Genomic DNA, 14,971 nt, shown 5'->3' with positions numbered 1-14,971 from the left:
TTTGCCGGCATCCATGGCTTGCCGCGCGCCGCGAACGGCGACATAGTCGGGGCATGGAGAGTGCGAACATTCTCGTCGTCGACGACGATCTGCGCCTGCGTGATCTGCTCGAGCGCTACCTGGCACAACAGGGGTTCCGCACGCGCGGAGCCGCCAATGCGGCGGCGATGCGGCGCGCGCTCGCCGAGCACCACGTCGACCTGATCGTGCTCGATCTGATGCTGCCGGACGCCGACGGGCTCGCACTGTGCCGCACGCTGCGCGGCGAGGGCACGCACACGCCGATCATCATGCTCACCGCGAAAGGCGACGAGATCGACCGCATCGTCGGCCTGGAAATCGGCGCCGACGACTATCTGGGCAAACCGTGCAACCCACGCGAGCTGGTCGCGCACATTCGCGCCGTCCTGCGCCGCCAACCTTCGCTGCCGGCCGGCGCGCCGCAGAGCGGCGAAAGCATCGTCCGCTTCGGTCGTTTCGAGTTCGATCCGGCCACCCGCCAGCTATGCGACGGCGAGACGCCGCTCAAGCTGACCAGCGGCGAATTCGCGGTCCTCGCCGCCCTGGTCGCCAACCCGTTCCAGACGCTCAGCCGGGAGAAACTCATCGCCCTGGCGCGTGGCCGCGAGCACGAGGCTTTCGATCGCAGCATCGATGTGATGGTGTCGCGCTTGCGCCGCCTGATCGAAGACGATCCGCGCGCGCCGCGCTGGCTGCAGACGGTCTGGGGCGAAGGCTACGTATTCGTGCCGGGAGCGAAGGAGGGTGCGCGGTGAGACGCGGCCCGACCACGTTCGCGCTCGTGCTCGGACTGATCGCACTGGCAGTGGCGCTCGCCCTCGGCATCGCCGCCGCGCTGTCGCTGGGTACCGGCGCGCGCTTCATGAGCGGCACGTTCAGCCGGCTCGCCCTGTCGACGGCGCTCGCCGCCGACGATCTCGCTGCGCGCAACGATGCCGATGCCGCCACCACCCTCGCCCGCATGCAACGCCTGGGCCTGCGCTTCGAGGCCGGCCCGCCGCCCGCATCGACCATGCGCATCGCCAACGCGCTGGCCCGGACCGGCGACTCGATCGGCAATCTGATCGACGACCCCTCGCGCGTCGTCGTTGCCCAAACGGGCGTGGCGGAGATCTGGATCCGCAGCCGGCACGACCCGCAGCGCTGGATCGTCCTGCAAAGCGCAGCGCGTCGCCGTCCGCTGTTCGGCGAAACCATGCTCATTGCCGCAGTCGCCGGCTTGATCGCGATACTGGTTGCGGCCGTCGCCGCGCGCCTGTTGACGCGTCCGCTGGAACGGCTCGAGCACAACGCCGGCACCCTGCTCGACGGCGCAGCGCAGCCGGATCTGCTGCGCGGCAGTTCATGCGAGGTGCGCAGCCTGGCTGCGGCGATCGGCAACGCCGGCGAGCGCCTGCGTCACGCCGCGCGCGAGCGCGAACTGATGCTCGCCGGCGTTTCCCACGACTTGCGCACGCCGCTCGCGCGCCTGCGCCTGGCACTCGAACTCGGCGACGGCGCCGACGCGCAGCGGCGCGAGGCAATGATCGCGGACCTCGAACAGCTCGACGAAACGCTGGAACAATGCCTCGCCTTCGTCCGCGACGGCCGCGACGAAGTGCCGCGCGAAGTCGATCTGACCACCATCGCCGGCCAGTTGCTCGGGCAGCGCACCAGCCCGGACGACTGGCAGCTCAGCGCGCCGCCAACCCTGCACGCCAAGGTTCGGCCGACCCTGCTGCGCCGCGCGCTCGGCAACCTGATGGACAATGCCGAGCGCCACGGCGCCGGGCCGTTCACGGTGACGCTGTGGCGCGATGACGGCATGGTGCGCATCCGCATCGCCGATCACGGTGGCGGCGTCGCCGCCGATCTGCTGCCGCGCCTGGGACAACCGTTCCTGCGCGGCGACTCGGCGCGCAACAGCCGGGGCAGCGGGCTCGGCCTGTCGATCGTGGCGCGCGCCGCGCAGTTGCACGGCGGTGCACTCTCGCTCGCCAACGCTGCGGATGGCGGGTTCGCGGCCGAATTCACCCTCGCCGCAGACCCGGAATTTCGGGCAGTGCGCGAAACCGGCCTCAGGGTTTGATGATCGCGTCGAGATCCTTCATCTGGATCGGCCCGAGAAACGCCTTGGCGACATGCCCATCGGGCGCGATCAGGTAGGTGTTGGGCAGACCCTTGGGTGTGTCGAAATCCTTGGGCGGGTCCATCACGTCGACCTGCGCGACCGGATAGCTCAGCGGATGCGCCTTGAGGAATTTCTCGATGTCGGCCTTGTCGCTGTCTTCATAGGCGAGGCCGATCGCGGCGACCTTGTCCTTGTGCGCGTCGACGTAGGCCGAGATGTCGGGCAGTTCCTTGATGCACGGCGAGCACCAGGTCGCCCAGAAATTGACGATGACCCACTTGCCACTCTGCGCGGACAGGTCGAAGGCCTTGCCGTCGAGCGTGGTCACCTTGAGCGCGGGTTTCGGCGCGGTCGCTGCGCAGGCGACGCCGGCCATCAGCAGGCCGGCAACGAAAAGGGCGGAAAAACGTTTCATGCGGATCCTTCTAGGTCGTGGTTCGCCGAACATTCGACCGCGTGCCGGCGGGAAAAATTTCGGCGAGCGGTGTATCCAGCGTCGCGCGCAGCTCGTCGGCCGCCGCGCCGAGTTTGCCGGTCGCGAGCGCATCCAGCGCGACGTCTCCGGCAACCGGCAGCGGTTCGTGCAACGGGATGCGATAGCCGCTCGCGGCATACAATTCGTACAGACTGACTGTCGCCAGGTCGCGCGCGAGGACGAAATCACCCGCCTCGCTGCGCCGGATCAGGCCTGCCTTGGTCAGGTCGCCGAGGTAGCGCTGGGTCGAGGCATCGCTGAGGAACGGTTCGCGCTGGCGCAAGGCATCGACGTTCAGGCCCTCGCCCAGCCGTTGCGCCTGGGCGAAATGCGCGAGCACGCGCACGAGGCCGCGCAGTTCGTCGCCGGCGGCGAGCTTCGGCGCGTCCGGACGATAGTCGAACGCGGCCAGCGTTGCCGCGATCGAAGCGCCGACGAGCACGATGATCCAGCTCAGGTAGATCCAGACGATGAACATCGGCAGGATCGCGAGTGCGCCGTAGACCTGGTTGTAGCTCTTGCCGACGTAGAGCACGAAGCCGCGCTTGACCAGCTCGAATGCGACCGCGGCGATCAGCGCGCCGATCGCTGCGTGGCGAATGCGCACGCGGCAATTCGGTACGAGTCCGTAGATCGCGGTCAGCGCGAACCACTGGATCAGCGACGGCAGCAGCCCGAGCAGGCGCGCCTTGACCTGAAACGACTCGCCGGCCTGCGCCAGCATCGGCAAGGCAAACACATAGGACGAAATGGCCAGTGCCCCGACCATCAGGATCGGCCCGGCAGTGAGCACCGCCCAATACATCAACAGGCGCGAGGTCAGCGGCCGTCCAGTCGGCACGCGCCAGATGCGGTTGAACGCATCCTCGATGCTCATCATCAACGAGATCACGCTGAACAGCAGCACGAGGATGCCGATCGCGGTGGCCTTGCCGGCATTCGCGGTGAACTCGGTGAAATAGGCATGGATGGTATCGCCGGCCGAGGGCACGAAATTGTCGAACAGGTACTGGGTGATCCTGTCCTGCCACTCCGCGAACGCAGGGAACGCGCTGAGGATGCCGAGCACGGCGGTGATCAGCGGTACCAGCGCGAACAATGTGGTGTAGGCCAGCGCACCCGCTGCCTGCGGGCAGCGGTCGTCGAGGAAGCGCTTGAGCATGAAGCGGCCGAAGCTGAGATAACGGTTGCGGTCGAAATTCATGGTGCGTAAGCGGTGAGCGGTGAGCGGTGAGCGGTGAGCGGTGAGCGGTGAGCGGTGACAGCTTACATAGTGATGTCCGTCCCGCGAAAGCGGCCAGCGATGTTTTTCTTTGTTGTGCACCTGCCATCGCGCAACGACGGCGAGCTTATACTTTCCACTCACCGTTCACCGCCCACGGCCCCATGTCCGAGATCCTGATCGTCTACTACAGCCGCACCGGAAACGTCGCGCAACTGGCGCGCCTGATCGCGCGCGGCGTCGAGGAAGTACCGGGCATGCGCGCGCGCCTGCGCAGCGTGCCGCCGGTGGCGCCGGTCACCGCAACCGCGGCGCCACCGGTGCCCGACGAAGGCGCGCCGTACGCCACGCCCGTCGATCTGCGCGAATGCGCCGGGATCATCCTCGGCAGCCCGACCCGCTTCGGCAACATGGCCGCGCCGCTCAAGCATTTTCTCGATTCCACCGGTGCGGAATGGGCCTCCGGCGCGCTCGCCGGCAAGCCGGCTGCGGCGTTCACCTCGACCGGGACGACGCACGGCGGTCAGGAGGCGACCCTGCTCACGATGCTGCTGCCGCTGCTGCACCACGGCGCGCTCATCGTCGGCCTGCCGTTCACCGAGGCTGCGCTCAACGCCACGCGCGCCGGCGGCACGCCCTACGGCGCCAGTCACGTCGCCGGCACCGGTGGTGAGCGCGCCATCGGCGAGGATGCGAAAATTCTCGCGCGCGCGCTCGGCCGCCGGGTCGCAGCGATCACCGCGAAGCTCGCCGCATGAGCCCCGCACTGCGCTTTGCCGTCGTCGCACTCGCCGCGCTGCTGGCGTTGCAGCCGCTCTGGCACGCTTGGCTGGCACCGCCGAAACCCGATCTGCTCGTGCCGACCCTCGTGCTCGCCATCACGCCGTTGCTGCTCAGTCTGTGGATTGCCGCGAAGTCGTTGCGCCGCGGCGCGCTGATCGGCGGCATGGTCTGTCTGTTCTATTTCTCGCACGGCGTCGCCGAGCTATGGAGCGGCGCGGCGCCGCGCTGGCCGGCGCTTGCCGAAACCGCACTCGCCCTGCTCGTCGTGTTCGCGCTGGGTTGGGAGGTGCGTGCCAACAAGCGCGCCTCGTAGGAGGTCGACATGTCCTTCGTGCAAGCCTTCCCGCAGCTGGGCAACCAATATCGCGACGATGCGCTGCTGCGTTCGTACCTGCGTCGCGCCTTGCGCAAGCAGACGCTGGCCGCGATCGAACCCGATCTCGACGCGCTCGGGCGATTCGCCGCCGAAGCCTGGACCGCGGCGCTCGCGCACGTCGACGAAGAACCGAGGCTCACCCAGTGGGATGCCTGGGGCGGGCGCATCGATCGCCTCGAACTCACGCGCGCGTGGCGCGTGGCCGCGCCGCTGGCCGCACGCCACGGCCTCGTCGCCTCAGGCCACGAAGCGACGCACGGCGCCGCCGCGCGCGTGCATCAATTTGCACTTGTATACTTGTACCATTGCGCCAGCGAGTTCCACTCCTGCCCGCTGGCGATGAGCGACGGTGCGGCGACCGCGATCAAGGCCTCGGGCAACGCCGGACTCGCCGCGCATGCGTTGCCGCGCCTGCTCAGCCGCGATCCGGCGCAGCACTGGATCAGCGGCCAGTGGATGACCGAGAACGCCGGCGGTTCGGACGTGTCCGCCACCGAGACCACGGCGCGCCTGGTCGACGGCGAATGGCGGCTGTACGGGCGCAAGTGGTTCACCTCGGCGATCAACGCGCAGATGGCGCTCGCGCTCGCGCGCCCCGAAGGCGCAGCGGACGGCACCGACGGTCTTGCCCTGTTCTATCTCGAACCGCGCGATGCGCAGGGTCGCTGGCGCAACATCCGCGTCGACCGGCTCAAGCACAAGCTCGGCACGCGCGAGTTGCCGACCGCGGAAATCCATCTCGACGGCACACCCGCCCGCCTCGTCGCCGGCACCGACCACGGAGTGCGCACGATCGCGCCGATGCTCAACGTCACCCGCACCTGGAACGCGGTGTGTGCGACCGCGACGATGCGCCGCGCGCTGGCCCTGGCCGAAGACTACGCGCAGCGCCGCGGCGCGTTCGGCAAACCGCTCGCGCAGCAGCCGCTGCATCGCGCGACGCTGGCGAACCTGCGCGCGCAGTTCGAAGCAGCATTCCATTTGAGCTTCCATGTCGCCGAATTGCTCGGTCTCGTCGAAACCGGCGCGGCAAGCGAGGCGCAACGCAACCGTCTGCGCCTGCTCACGCCGCTGGCGAAACTCTGGACCGGGAAACTCGCCGTGGCGATCACCTCGGAATGCTGCGAATGCCTCGGCGGCGCCGGCTATCTCGAAGACACCGGCATGCCGAAACTGCTGCGCGACGCGCAGGTGTTCCCGATCTGGGAGGGCACCACGAACGTGCTCGCGCTCGACTTCCTGCGCGCGCTGCGCGGCGCGGGCGGTGCGCAGACGCTGCTCGACGCACAAGCCGAGTGGCTGCTGCAGATCGAATCGTCGGACGCTTCCGACTGCGCGTCGATCGCGCGTGCGTGCGTCGCGCGCGCGGCAGCGCAACTCGCGTCGTTGGGGAATGACAGCGACGCACTGGAGGCTCACGCGCGCGAACTCGCGGTTGCCTTCGCCGAAGGCATCGCCTCGGGCCTGCAGGTACGGCATGCGGATTGGGCCCTGCGCAGCGAAAGCGACGCCACCCCGCTTGCTGCGGCGCGGCACTTTGCGCAACAGCTCGCCCAGCGTGGCAGTCCGTAGCGCCCGGCATTCCCGCCAGCAAGGATCGGGGGCCGGATTCGGCGCGCGCAACCGCCGCCGGTCGTGGCGCTACAGCGCGCTCGAGGACTGTCGCAGCGCATCCTGCTTGCCCGCGTCGCAGACGGCGTAGCTGAAGCCTTTCTGGATCGCATACGCACCGACTTCCCCGCTGCGGCTCAACGCGAGGAAGCCGACCTGCAGATCCTTCGCTACCTTCATGCGCCGGCGCATGATGCGCTGCACGGCATAGCGGCAGGCCTCCTGCGGCGAATGACCCTGACGCATCAGTTCGACGACGAGAAAACTGCCGGCGGTGCGGATCACTTCCTCGCCGACGCCGGTCGAGGTGGCGGCGCCGACTTCGTTGTCGACATACAGACCGGCACCGATGATCGGGCTGTCGCCGGCACGGCCGTGCAGCTTCCACGCCATGCCGCTGGTCGTGCAGGCGCCGGCGAGGCGGCCCTGCGCATCGACCGCGAGCAGGCCGAGCGTATCGTGGTTGTTGGCATCGCCGGGCTTGCCTTCGCCGTAGGTTTTGTTCTCGCTGTTCGCCCGCGGCTTGTATTCGCCTTTCTTCAACCATTCGCGCCAGGCCTGCTCCGATTCCGGCGTGAGCAGGTCCTCTTTCGGAAAGCCTTGCTGGAGCGCGAACTGCAACGCGCCGTCGCCGACCAGAAGCACGTGCGGTGTCTTCTCCATCACGCGCCGCGCGACCGAAATCGGATGCGCGATGTGTTCGATCGCGGCGACCGCGCCACAGTCGCCGTTGCCATCCATGATGCTCGCATCGAGGGTGAGCCGGCCGTCGCGGTCCGGGTACCCGGCACGGCCGACGGTGTGATTTTTCGGGTCGGCTTCGGGCACGCGCGCGCCGGCCTCGACCGCGTCGAGCACGCTGCCGCCTTTGCCCAGGATCTGCCATGCAGCCCGGTTCGCGGCGACGCCGAAGTCCCAGGTCGAAACCACGCGCGGGCGCAGCTTGCCCGCCTTGCCGGCGTCCGCGGCGCGCGCCGCGTGCGGCAGCGCCGCAGTCGTGGCGGCGAGCGCGCCGATGAGAAAACCACGGCGATCGGTCATTGCAGGGTTCCTCGTATCTGGCAGGGACAAAGTGTAGCCGAAAGCGCTGCCACGCCTGATAGACTTTGCGGCCATGCCGACTCCGCGGAACGCGCCATGCTCCAGCACCTGACCATCGTCACCACCGGCGGCACGATCGACAAGGTCTACTTCGACGACAAGTCCACGTTCCAGATCGGCGCCCCGGCGATCGGCGAGATCCTCAAGCAGCTCGGCGTTGCCTTCGAGTTCGAAGTGATCGCGCTGTTGCGCAAGGATTCGCTGCACGTCACCGGGGAAGACCGCGAGTTGGTCCGGCGCACGATCGAGGCGCAGCCGCACCGGCACATCCTCGTCACCCACGGCACCGACACCATGGTCGAAACCGCGCGCGTGCTGCAGTCCGTTCCCGGCAAGGTAATCGTGCTGACCGGCGCGCTCAACCCGGCGCGCTTCCAGGGCTCGGATGCGGTGTTCAACATCGGCTGCGCGGTCGGCGCGCTGCAAACCCTGTCCGATGGCGTCTACATCGCGATGAACGGGCGCATCTGGGACCCGCTGCGCGTGCGCAAGAACCGCGACGCGAACCGGTTCGAGGCGGCGGAATGACGCCTGCGCCGATCGCGCGCTCCGGAAAAAGAAGGGCGGCATTGCGCCGCCCTTGAACTTTCTGCGGCGGTTGCTTACTGCGTCGTGCCGGTCAAGGTCACGCCGAAGAAGGTCGCATCTGCGCGCAAACGGATGTAGCAAGTGTCCGCCGTGGTGACCGTGCAGGATTCGTTGTTGCCGGTCAGATGCGGACGGCAGGTAGGGCTCGAAATGGTCGGTGCCGAGCCGAGCTTCACCTACAGCTCCGCATCGCCCGTACCGCCGGAGATGCTTATCTTTCCGGTCTTGCCCGACGGCACCACGAGCGCATAGGTCGAGGTCCAGCTATCCCTCGTCGCCGTCAGGCTGCTTGCCGACAGGTCGCCGCCGCTGGAGTCGACACCGTCACCGCCTTGATCGCCGAGCTCGTCGCACTCGTGTTCAGGGTGTAACCGTCGAGCTTGCGGTTCGCGCCGCCATTGACGACACCGACGCCGCAGCTGCTTGCCGGGTCCATGTTGTACGGCTGGTTGCTGAGCACCAGATCGCTACCGGGCGCGCTCACGCCGATGTCGCCGCCGGCCGCGATGATAGAACTCGTTGTCCCAACCATCCATCATCGACTTGGTTTCTGCGTCGGCACCGCGCCGTGGCGCCCGGGGCGATCGCAGGCCGCCCGGGCGACGCAACCCGGCTACATCATGCCGGTTTCGAGCTTGGCCACGTCCGACATCATCGAGTGGTTCCACGGCGGATCGAAGGTGAGCTCGACATCGGCTTCGGCGATGGTCGGTATCGCCTCGATCTTGCTGCGCACGTCGTCGACGAGAATGTCGCCCATGCCGCAGCCCGGCGCGGTCAGGGTCATCCTGACCTCGACCTTGCGCGCACCGTTTTCGACCTTGCCGACGTTGCATTCGTAGACGAGGCCCAGATCCACGATGTTGACCGGAATCTCCGGATCGAAGCAGGTGCGCAGTTGCTGCCAGACCAGCTTCTCGACCTCGTCCTCGCTCGCATCGGCAGCAAGCTCGATCGGCTCGGGCGGCGGCTTGCCGATGGCGTCGGCGTCCTTGCCATCGATGCGGAACAGATTGCCGTCGACGAACACGGTGAAGCTGCCGCCCAAGGCCTGGGTGATGTAGCCGTTCTGCCCCGCCGGCAGGTCCACGACCTGGCCCTGCGGCACCATGACGGCACTGCAGTCGCGTGCGAAAACGATCGGTTCGGAAGTTTGGCTGTAGCCGCCCATGGAGTCGGTGTGAAAAATATGGAGCAGGGAATTATCGCAGGTTCGCTGGTTGCGCATCCGATTTGTGTGCGCTCGCCGCGAATGCAAGCGGCGTCTTCGCCGGACTGCGTCTCACGAATCGCGCAGGCATTCGCCGAGTATGCGCATCGCCGCCTGCAGGTCGGCCGCGGGCAGGTCGGCGTAGCCAAGCAGCAGGCCGGGTCGCGATGCGGATTTCAGGAAGTATGGTGCGATCAGGTACAGCCCGAGCCCGCGCTCGCGCGCGCGCGCAACGAGCTGACGCGCCTGCGCCGGCTTCAGCCGCGTGAGCCAGGCGAGCACGTGCATGCCCGCGCTCGAGTCGGCGACCTCCACCGCGTCGCCCGCGTACCGGCGCAGCGCGGCGAGCAGGGTCGCGCGCCGCGCCTTGAGCGATTTCGCTGCGGCACGCAGATGCCGCTCGAACGCGCCATCCGCCATCAACCGCGCGAGCGCGGCCTGCTCGATTGCCGGGCAACCGCGGTCGGTCAGCCATTTCGCGCCAATGAAGGCCTCGCGCAGGTTCGGCGGCAGCACGATGTAGCCGAGGCGCAGCGAGGGAAACAGCACCTTCGAGAACGTGCCGAAATACAGCACGCGGCCGTCGCGGTCCAGCGACTTCAGCGCGGCGAGCGGGCGCGCGTCGTAGCGAAACTCGCCGTCGTAGTCGTCCTCAATGATCCAGCAGCCGGTCCGCGCCGCCCAGGCCAGCAGTTCCATGCGCCGCGCCAGACTCATCACCGCGCCGCTGGGGAACTGGTGCGAGGGCGTGACGAGGGCGAGCTTGGCGCGCCCCTGCATCGGCAGTTCGGCGCAGACGATGCCGTTCTCGTCGACGCGACAGCCGATGATCTCGGCGCCGCTGGCCTGCATGATCTGGCGCTCGCCCTGGTAGTGCGGGTCTTCGAGCACGACGCCGTCGCCCTCGTCGAGCAACACCTCGGCGGCAAGCGTGAACGCCTGCTGCGCGCCGCTGACCACGAGTACATCCTCGGGCGCAGCGAGGATGCCGCGACGACGCGCAAGGTAGTCGCAGATCTGCTCGCGCAGCGCAAACAGGCCCTGCGGATCGGGGTAGTCGGCCTGACCGTGCGCGGCCGCGTGCGCAAGCTCGCGCCGCCAGGCGCTGGCGAGCTGCGGATTGGTCATCGGCATGCCGTACTGCAGGTTGTAGCGCAGCCCGATGTGCTCGCGCCCGGGAATGCGCTGATCCCACAGTTCGCGGATGCGTTCGCCGCGCCGCGACAACGGCGCGCGCGTCGCGCCGCTGCGCGCAGGCGACTTCACCGGCTGCGGCACCTGCACCGCGCCGATCGCGGCGACATAGCAGCCCGAGCCGACGCGGCCTTCGATGAAGCCCTCGGCCGCCAACTGCTCGTACGCCGCCAACACCGTGTTGCGCGACAGGTCGAGGTCGCGCGCGAGCACGCGCGTCGCGGGCAGGCGCGAGTGCGCGGCGACGCGGCCGCCGAGAATGGCTTGCTTCAACCCGCGCGTGAGTTGCGCGTAGCGCGGGCCTTGTCCGTCCAGTTCCAGATACACTATTGGCTCCGAAAATATTTTCTATACCGGACCTTTATGGAACCAATAGTTTAGCGCAAATTTGACTTCGGACAACCGCTTCGCGCGAGGAGAGTCGCATGCAGCCGAGATTGAACCATCGCATAGCGGCGCCCGCCGCATTCCGTGGGCTCGACGAAACACGCCGCTATCTCGATGCCTGCGGACTCGACCGCAAGCTGCGCCTGCTTCTGGAAATCCGCGTCTCGCAGATCAACGGTTGCGCCTATTGCGTCGACAAGCACGTGAGCGAAGCACGCGCCGCGGGCGAAGCGCAGCAACGCCTCGACTGCCTGTGCGTCTGGCGGGAAACATCGCTGTTCGATGCACGCGAGCGCGCGGCGCTTGCCTGGGCCGAAGCGTTGACGCTGCTGGCCCAATCGCACGCACCGGACGACGTCTACGGCGAAGTACGCGCGCAGTTCGACGACAAGGCGCTGGCCGACCTCACCCTGGCGATCGCGCTGATCAATGCCTTCAACCGCTTCGGCGTCGGCTTCCGCCTGGCGCCTGCGCAACACGCCTGACCGACCATGTTCATTCCCCCCGCCTTCGCCGAAAACGCACCCGCCCCGCTGCACGCGCTGATGCGTGCGCATCCGCTCGCCGCCGTGGTCATCGCCCGCGACGACGGACTCGATGCCAACCACATCCCGCTGTACCTGGACGCGACCGCCAGCGCGGCAGGCACGCTGCGCGGCCACGTGGCGCGCGCGAATCCGTTGTGGCGTGCCTGCGGCGCGGGCATTCCGGCACTCGCGATCTTCCGCGGCCCCGACGCCTACATCACACCGGGCTGGTATCCGGGAAAACGCGCGGACGGCAAGGCCGTGCCGACGTGGAACTACGTGACGGTCCATGCCCACGGCAGGTTGCGCGCGATCGACGACGCGCAATGGCTGCGTGCGCACCTGGAGGAACTCGTCACCGAGCACGAGGCGGGCGAGGCCGTGCCGTGGAAGATCGCCGACGCTCCGCCCGACTACATCGAAACACTGCTGCGCGGCATCGTCGGCATCGAACTGCAAATCACGCGGCTGGAAGGAAAGTGGAAAGCCAGCCAGAACCATCCAGCCGCGAATCGCGAAGGGGTGATCGAAGGGCTGCGCAAACGCGGCACCTGCGCCGCCGCAGCCATGGCACAGGTCGTGCGCGAGCGGGAGCCGCAATGACATTCACCCTCCGCCAGGCCACCATCCATGATCTCGACGTGGTCACGCCGCTGTTCGACGCCTACCGGCAGTTCTACGCACAAGCGCACGACCTCGATCGCGCGCGCGTATTTTTGCGCGAGCGCTTCGCCCATCACGAGTCGGTAATCTTGCTTGCGTTGGACGGCGACGGCGCGGCGCTCGGTTTCACCCAGCTCTATCCGGTTTTCAGTTCCGTGCGCTGCGCGCGCAGCTACCTGCTCAACGACCTGTTCGTCGTGCCGACGGCGCGCAAGCACGGCATCGGCGCGCGATTGCTGACCGCGGCGGCCGACTTCGCGCGCGCGAACGGCGCCGCGTCGATGTCGCTGAGCACCGCGACCGACAACGTCGCCGCGCAGCATCTTTACGAATCGCTTGGCTGGAAGCGCGAAACCGGATTCCTCGAATACCATCTGCCGCTGTGACCAGGCTGCACATGCCACGCGCGAATCCGCCCTCACTTGAAAAAGGACGAGCCACCATGATCTGGCCCCCTACGATCGCGCTGCAAGGCGAGCATGTCGACGTCGCGCCACTGGCCCTCGCGCACCACGACGCGCTCGTCGACGTCGTCCGCGACGGCGAACTGTGGAATCTCTGGTACACCAAGGTGCCCTCCCCCGAAGGCATGCAGGCGGACATCCAGCGCCGCCTCGGCCTGCGCGAGCGTGGCAGCTTGCTGCCGTTCGTCATCGTCGACAAGACGAAGAACAAAGTCGTCGGCGCGACCAGCTACATGAACGTCGATGCGGAGAACCGTCGCGTCGAGATCGGCAGCACCTGGTATGCGCGGAGCGCGCAGCGCACCGGCATCAACACCGAGTGCAAATACCTGATGCTGCGCCACGCGTTCGAGGATCTCGACTGCATCGCGGTCGAATTCCGCACCGGCTCGGTCAATTTCCAGAGCCGGCGCGCGATCGAGCGCCTCGGTGCCAGGCTCGACGGCATCCTGCGCAGTCATCAGCACTACACCAACGGCGCGCTGCGCGATACCTGCGTCTACAGCATTGTCGCCGCCGAATGGCCGACGGTGAAGGCGCACCTCGAATGGCAGATGGCGCGGCCGCGATAGCTTTGCCTGCCTCCCCTGATGGGAGAAGGCAGGCGAACATCACTTCACCTCGATCAACGCCAGGCCCTGCGGCGGCAGCGTGATCGTCAGCGTGCCGTCCTTGATCGCGACCGATTCGGCAGCGGGCAATTCGGCCACCTTGCGCAATTCCTTCTGCTGCGCGATGGTCGGATAGCGCGGTGAGCCCATCTTCTCGTAGGCCGGGCGCAGGTCGCCGTGCTCGCGGTCGACGCGCGAAATCTGCGCGGTCGTCGCCTTCGAGTTCCTGAATTTGAAGGTCAGGGTGACCGGTGCGGTCTTCGCCTTGTCGGCCTTGTCGGCGGCTTGGTCAAGGCCACTCGGCGCGTAGTTCCACGCCGCCAGCACGAGCGCACCGTCCTTCGTGCGCGTCGCCAGCACCGAGTCGGATGGCACTGCGATGCGCTGGTCGCCGAGTCTGTGCAGCAGTTTGAACGCGTTGTACGCGGGCTTGGGCAGGTTGTCCGCGGCGATCAGGCCGAAGCCGCCGTAAAACGGCGTCTTGACCACACCCTGCTCCTCGAACACGTCGGAGAACGACCAGTACGACATGATGTCGACGAGGCCGTCGCACTGCGCGATGGTCGAGGCCATCCACGGCCCCATGTAGGTCGAGTCGGTCACCTGCGGGGTGTTGTCGTAGGCGGCGTTGAACTCGCTCCAGATCAGCGGCGTGTTCGGCGCAGACGATTTCTTGATTTCCTCGTGCACCTTCTTCACCGCACGGCAGACCATCTTGTCGCGCGGAATGGCCTCGTTCGTGCCGAATACGTTGTCGGCGGTGTCGTTGCCATAAACGTGGGTCGAGGCGAAATCAAAAGGTATATTTTTATCCTTGCAATGCTTGATGAACTCGGCGACCCACGCCGCCTGCGCGGTCGACGGTCCACCGACGCGCAGACGTTTGTCCACGCCCTTGAGCGCGAGCGCGGTGTGGTCGTACAGAGTCCAATAGGTTCTCTGCGGCGGGAACCCGGCCCAGAAGCCGATGTTCGGCTCGTTCCACACCTCGAAGTACCAGCTCGCGACTTCGTCGATGCCGTAGCGCTCGATCAGGTGCTTCGCGAACGCCTGGATCAGCGCGTCCCACTTCGCATAGTCCTTCGGCTCGGAGATGTTCGGGTGATACCAGAACGGATGCCAGAACTCGGCGGAGGCGAGCTTCTTCGGCATGAACGACAACTCGATGAACGGCTTCACGCCGTCGGCGAGCAGGCCGTCGTAGATCTGGTCGACGTAGGTCCAGTTGTAGACGGCCTTGCCCTGCGCGTCCTCGTCGTAGATGCCGACTTCGTCGTGGAAGATGTTGTGGAAGCGCACGTACTTGAAATCGGTCGCCGCCTTCACCGTACGGATGTCCTGGCGATACGAATCGCGCAGCGCGAGGATCGCGCGGCCCGAGCCGAAGCTCTGCTCCCAGAAATGCGGGAACGCGCGCGCCTTCGCCGCGGCGTCGATTTCGACCATCTGCGCAAACAATGCTGGCGACGCTGCGGCGAGCGCGAGCGACAACAGGCCAAGCATGAGTTTCGATGCACCCGTGGAATTCTTCATGGCTACTCCCCGACTTGTTCTGATTGCGTACTCGTTCGCCGGCCTGCCGTCCGACAGTCGCGATGGTCGTAGCGTAGCAGCTAAACAATGTGATG

Annotated in this window: 18 protein-coding genes; 10 read left to right on the top strand and 8 right to left on the bottom strand. The window is 67.1% G+C overall.

Annotation, left to right across the window (positions count from 1 at the left end; all coding sequences use genetic code 11):
- Positions 1 to 53: 53 nt before the first annotated feature.
- The gene (ompR, locus tag AC16HO_RS07725; RefSeq protein WP_395644307.1) at positions 54 to 776 is read left to right on the top strand and encodes an osmolarity response regulator transcription factor OmpR; all 723 of its coding nucleotides are present in this window, start codon (positions 54 to 56) and stop codon (positions 774 to 776) included.
- Positions 773 to 2,089 carry an ATP-binding protein gene (locus tag AC16HO_RS07720; RefSeq protein ID WP_395644306.1) on the top strand — a complete coding sequence of 439 codons (1,317 nt, stop codon included), beginning with the start codon at positions 773 to 775 and terminating at the stop codon, positions 2,087 to 2,089. The genes ompR and AC16HO_RS07720 overlap by 4 nt, the downstream gene beginning before the upstream one ends.
- Here AC16HO_RS07720 and AC16HO_RS07715 read toward each other — a convergent pair.
- A complete protein-coding gene (locus AC16HO_RS07715) occupies positions 2,079 to 2,546 on the bottom strand; it encodes a TlpA family protein disulfide reductase (protein WP_395644305.1) in 468 nt (155 codons plus the stop codon). The two genes, AC16HO_RS07720 and AC16HO_RS07715, sit on opposite strands and share 11 nt — an antisense overlap.
- Before the next feature lie 10 nt (positions 2,547 to 2,556).
- The gene (locus tag AC16HO_RS07710) at positions 2,557 to 3,810 is read right to left on the bottom strand and encodes a YihY family inner membrane protein (RefSeq protein WP_395644304.1); all 1,254 of its coding nucleotides are present in this window, start codon (positions 3,808 to 3,810) and stop codon (positions 2,557 to 2,559) included.
- 182 nt (positions 3,811 to 3,992) lie between these two features.
- Here AC16HO_RS07710 and wrbA point away from each other — a divergent pair, with 182 nt between their 5' ends.
- The 3 genes from wrbA to AC16HO_RS07695 are packed head-to-tail and all read left to right on the top strand — an operon-like array spanning position 3,993 to position 6,559.
- Positions 3,993 to 4,586: an NAD(P)H:quinone oxidoreductase gene (gene wrbA / locus AC16HO_RS07705; RefSeq protein WP_395644303.1), complete on the top strand. Its 594-nt coding sequence runs from the start codon at positions 3,993 to 3,995 to the stop codon at positions 4,584 to 4,586.
- Positions 4,583 to 4,924 carry a DUF2069 domain-containing protein gene (locus tag AC16HO_RS07700; protein ID WP_395644302.1) on the top strand — a complete coding sequence of 114 codons (342 nt, stop codon included), beginning with the start codon at positions 4,583 to 4,585 and terminating at the stop codon, positions 4,922 to 4,924. The genes wrbA and AC16HO_RS07700 overlap by 4 nt, the downstream gene beginning before the upstream one ends.
- Positions 4,925 to 4,933: 9 nt before the next feature.
- Positions 4,934 to 6,559 carry an acyl-CoA dehydrogenase family protein gene (locus AC16HO_RS07695; RefSeq protein ID WP_395644301.1) on the top strand — a complete coding sequence of 542 codons (1,626 nt, stop codon included), beginning with the start codon at positions 4,934 to 4,936 and terminating at the stop codon, positions 6,557 to 6,559.
- 69 nt (positions 6,560 to 6,628) lie between these two features.
- Here AC16HO_RS07695 and AC16HO_RS07690 read toward each other — a convergent pair whose 3' ends face one another.
- Positions 6,629 to 7,639 carry a glycosylasparaginase gene (locus AC16HO_RS07690; protein ID WP_395644300.1) on the bottom strand — a complete coding sequence of 337 codons (1,011 nt, stop codon included), beginning with the start codon at positions 7,637 to 7,639 and terminating at the stop codon, positions 6,629 to 6,631.
- 96 nt (positions 7,640 to 7,735) lie between these two features.
- On the opposite strand from AC16HO_RS07690, the gene AC16HO_RS07685 reads away from it, so the two are divergent.
- Positions 7,736 to 8,227 carry an asparaginase domain-containing protein gene (locus AC16HO_RS07685; protein WP_395644299.1) on the top strand — a complete coding sequence of 164 codons (492 nt, stop codon included), beginning with the start codon at positions 7,736 to 7,738 and terminating at the stop codon, positions 8,225 to 8,227.
- 74 nt (positions 8,228 to 8,301) lie between these two features.
- Here AC16HO_RS07685 and AC16HO_RS07680 read toward each other — a convergent pair whose 3' ends face one another.
- The 4 genes from AC16HO_RS07680 to pdxR form a co-directional block, all read right to left on the bottom strand.
- Positions 8,302 to 8,463: a hypothetical protein gene (locus tag AC16HO_RS07680; protein ID WP_395644298.1), complete on the bottom strand. Its 162-nt coding sequence runs from the start codon at positions 8,461 to 8,463 to the stop codon at positions 8,302 to 8,304.
- A 104-nt stretch (positions 8,464 to 8,567) separates the two neighbouring features.
- On the bottom strand, positions 8,568 to 8,771 hold the full coding sequence (locus AC16HO_RS07675) for a hypothetical protein (RefSeq protein WP_395644297.1): 204 nt from the start codon (positions 8,769 to 8,771) through the stop codon (positions 8,568 to 8,570).
- A 129-nt stretch (positions 8,772 to 8,900) separates the two neighbouring features.
- On the bottom strand, positions 8,901 to 9,458 hold the full coding sequence (gene sufT / locus AC16HO_RS07670) for a putative Fe-S cluster assembly protein SufT (protein ID WP_395644296.1): 558 nt from the start codon (positions 9,456 to 9,458) through the stop codon (positions 8,901 to 8,903).
- Between the two features lie 111 nt (positions 9,459 to 9,569).
- Positions 9,570 to 11,018, bottom strand: coding sequence for a MocR-like pyridoxine biosynthesis transcription factor PdxR (gene pdxR, locus AC16HO_RS07665; protein WP_395644295.1), 1,449 nt, complete (start codon positions 11,016 to 11,018; stop codon positions 9,570 to 9,572).
- A 98-nt stretch (positions 11,019 to 11,116) separates the two neighbouring features.
- Here pdxR and AC16HO_RS07660 point away from each other — a divergent pair, with 98 nt between their 5' ends.
- From AC16HO_RS07660 to AC16HO_RS07645, 4 genes are read left to right on the top strand one after another with little or no spacing between them, the layout of a single operon-like run.
- Entirely contained in the window at positions 11,117 to 11,563 is a 447-nt protein-coding gene (locus AC16HO_RS07660; protein WP_395644294.1) for a carboxymuconolactone decarboxylase family protein, read from the top strand.
- A 6-nt stretch (positions 11,564 to 11,569) separates the two neighbouring features.
- Positions 11,570 to 12,208, top strand: coding sequence for an FMN-binding negative transcriptional regulator (locus tag AC16HO_RS07655; protein ID WP_395644293.1), 639 nt, complete (start codon positions 11,570 to 11,572; stop codon positions 12,206 to 12,208).
- Entirely contained in the window at positions 12,205 to 12,654 is a 450-nt protein-coding gene (locus AC16HO_RS07650; RefSeq protein ID WP_395644292.1) for a GNAT family N-acetyltransferase, read from the top strand. Before AC16HO_RS07655 ends, AC16HO_RS07650 begins: the two co-directional genes overlap by 4 nt.
- Positions 12,655 to 12,710: 56 nt before the next feature.
- On the top strand, positions 12,711 to 13,304 hold the full coding sequence (locus AC16HO_RS07645) for a GNAT family N-acetyltransferase (protein WP_395644291.1): 594 nt from the start codon (positions 12,711 to 12,713) through the stop codon (positions 13,302 to 13,304).
- Between the two features lie 39 nt (positions 13,305 to 13,343).
- Here AC16HO_RS07645 and AC16HO_RS07640 read toward each other — a convergent pair whose 3' ends face one another.
- Positions 13,344 to 14,876, bottom strand: a complete 1,533-nt coding sequence (locus AC16HO_RS07640) for a GH39 family glycosyl hydrolase (RefSeq protein WP_395644290.1) — start codon at positions 14,874 to 14,876, stop codon at positions 13,344 to 13,346.
- Between the last annotated feature and the right edge of the window lie 95 nt (positions 14,877 to 14,971).

This window comes from Rudaea sp. (assembly GCF_057139185.1).
This window is presented reverse-complemented; position numbering and strand designations above follow the sequence as displayed.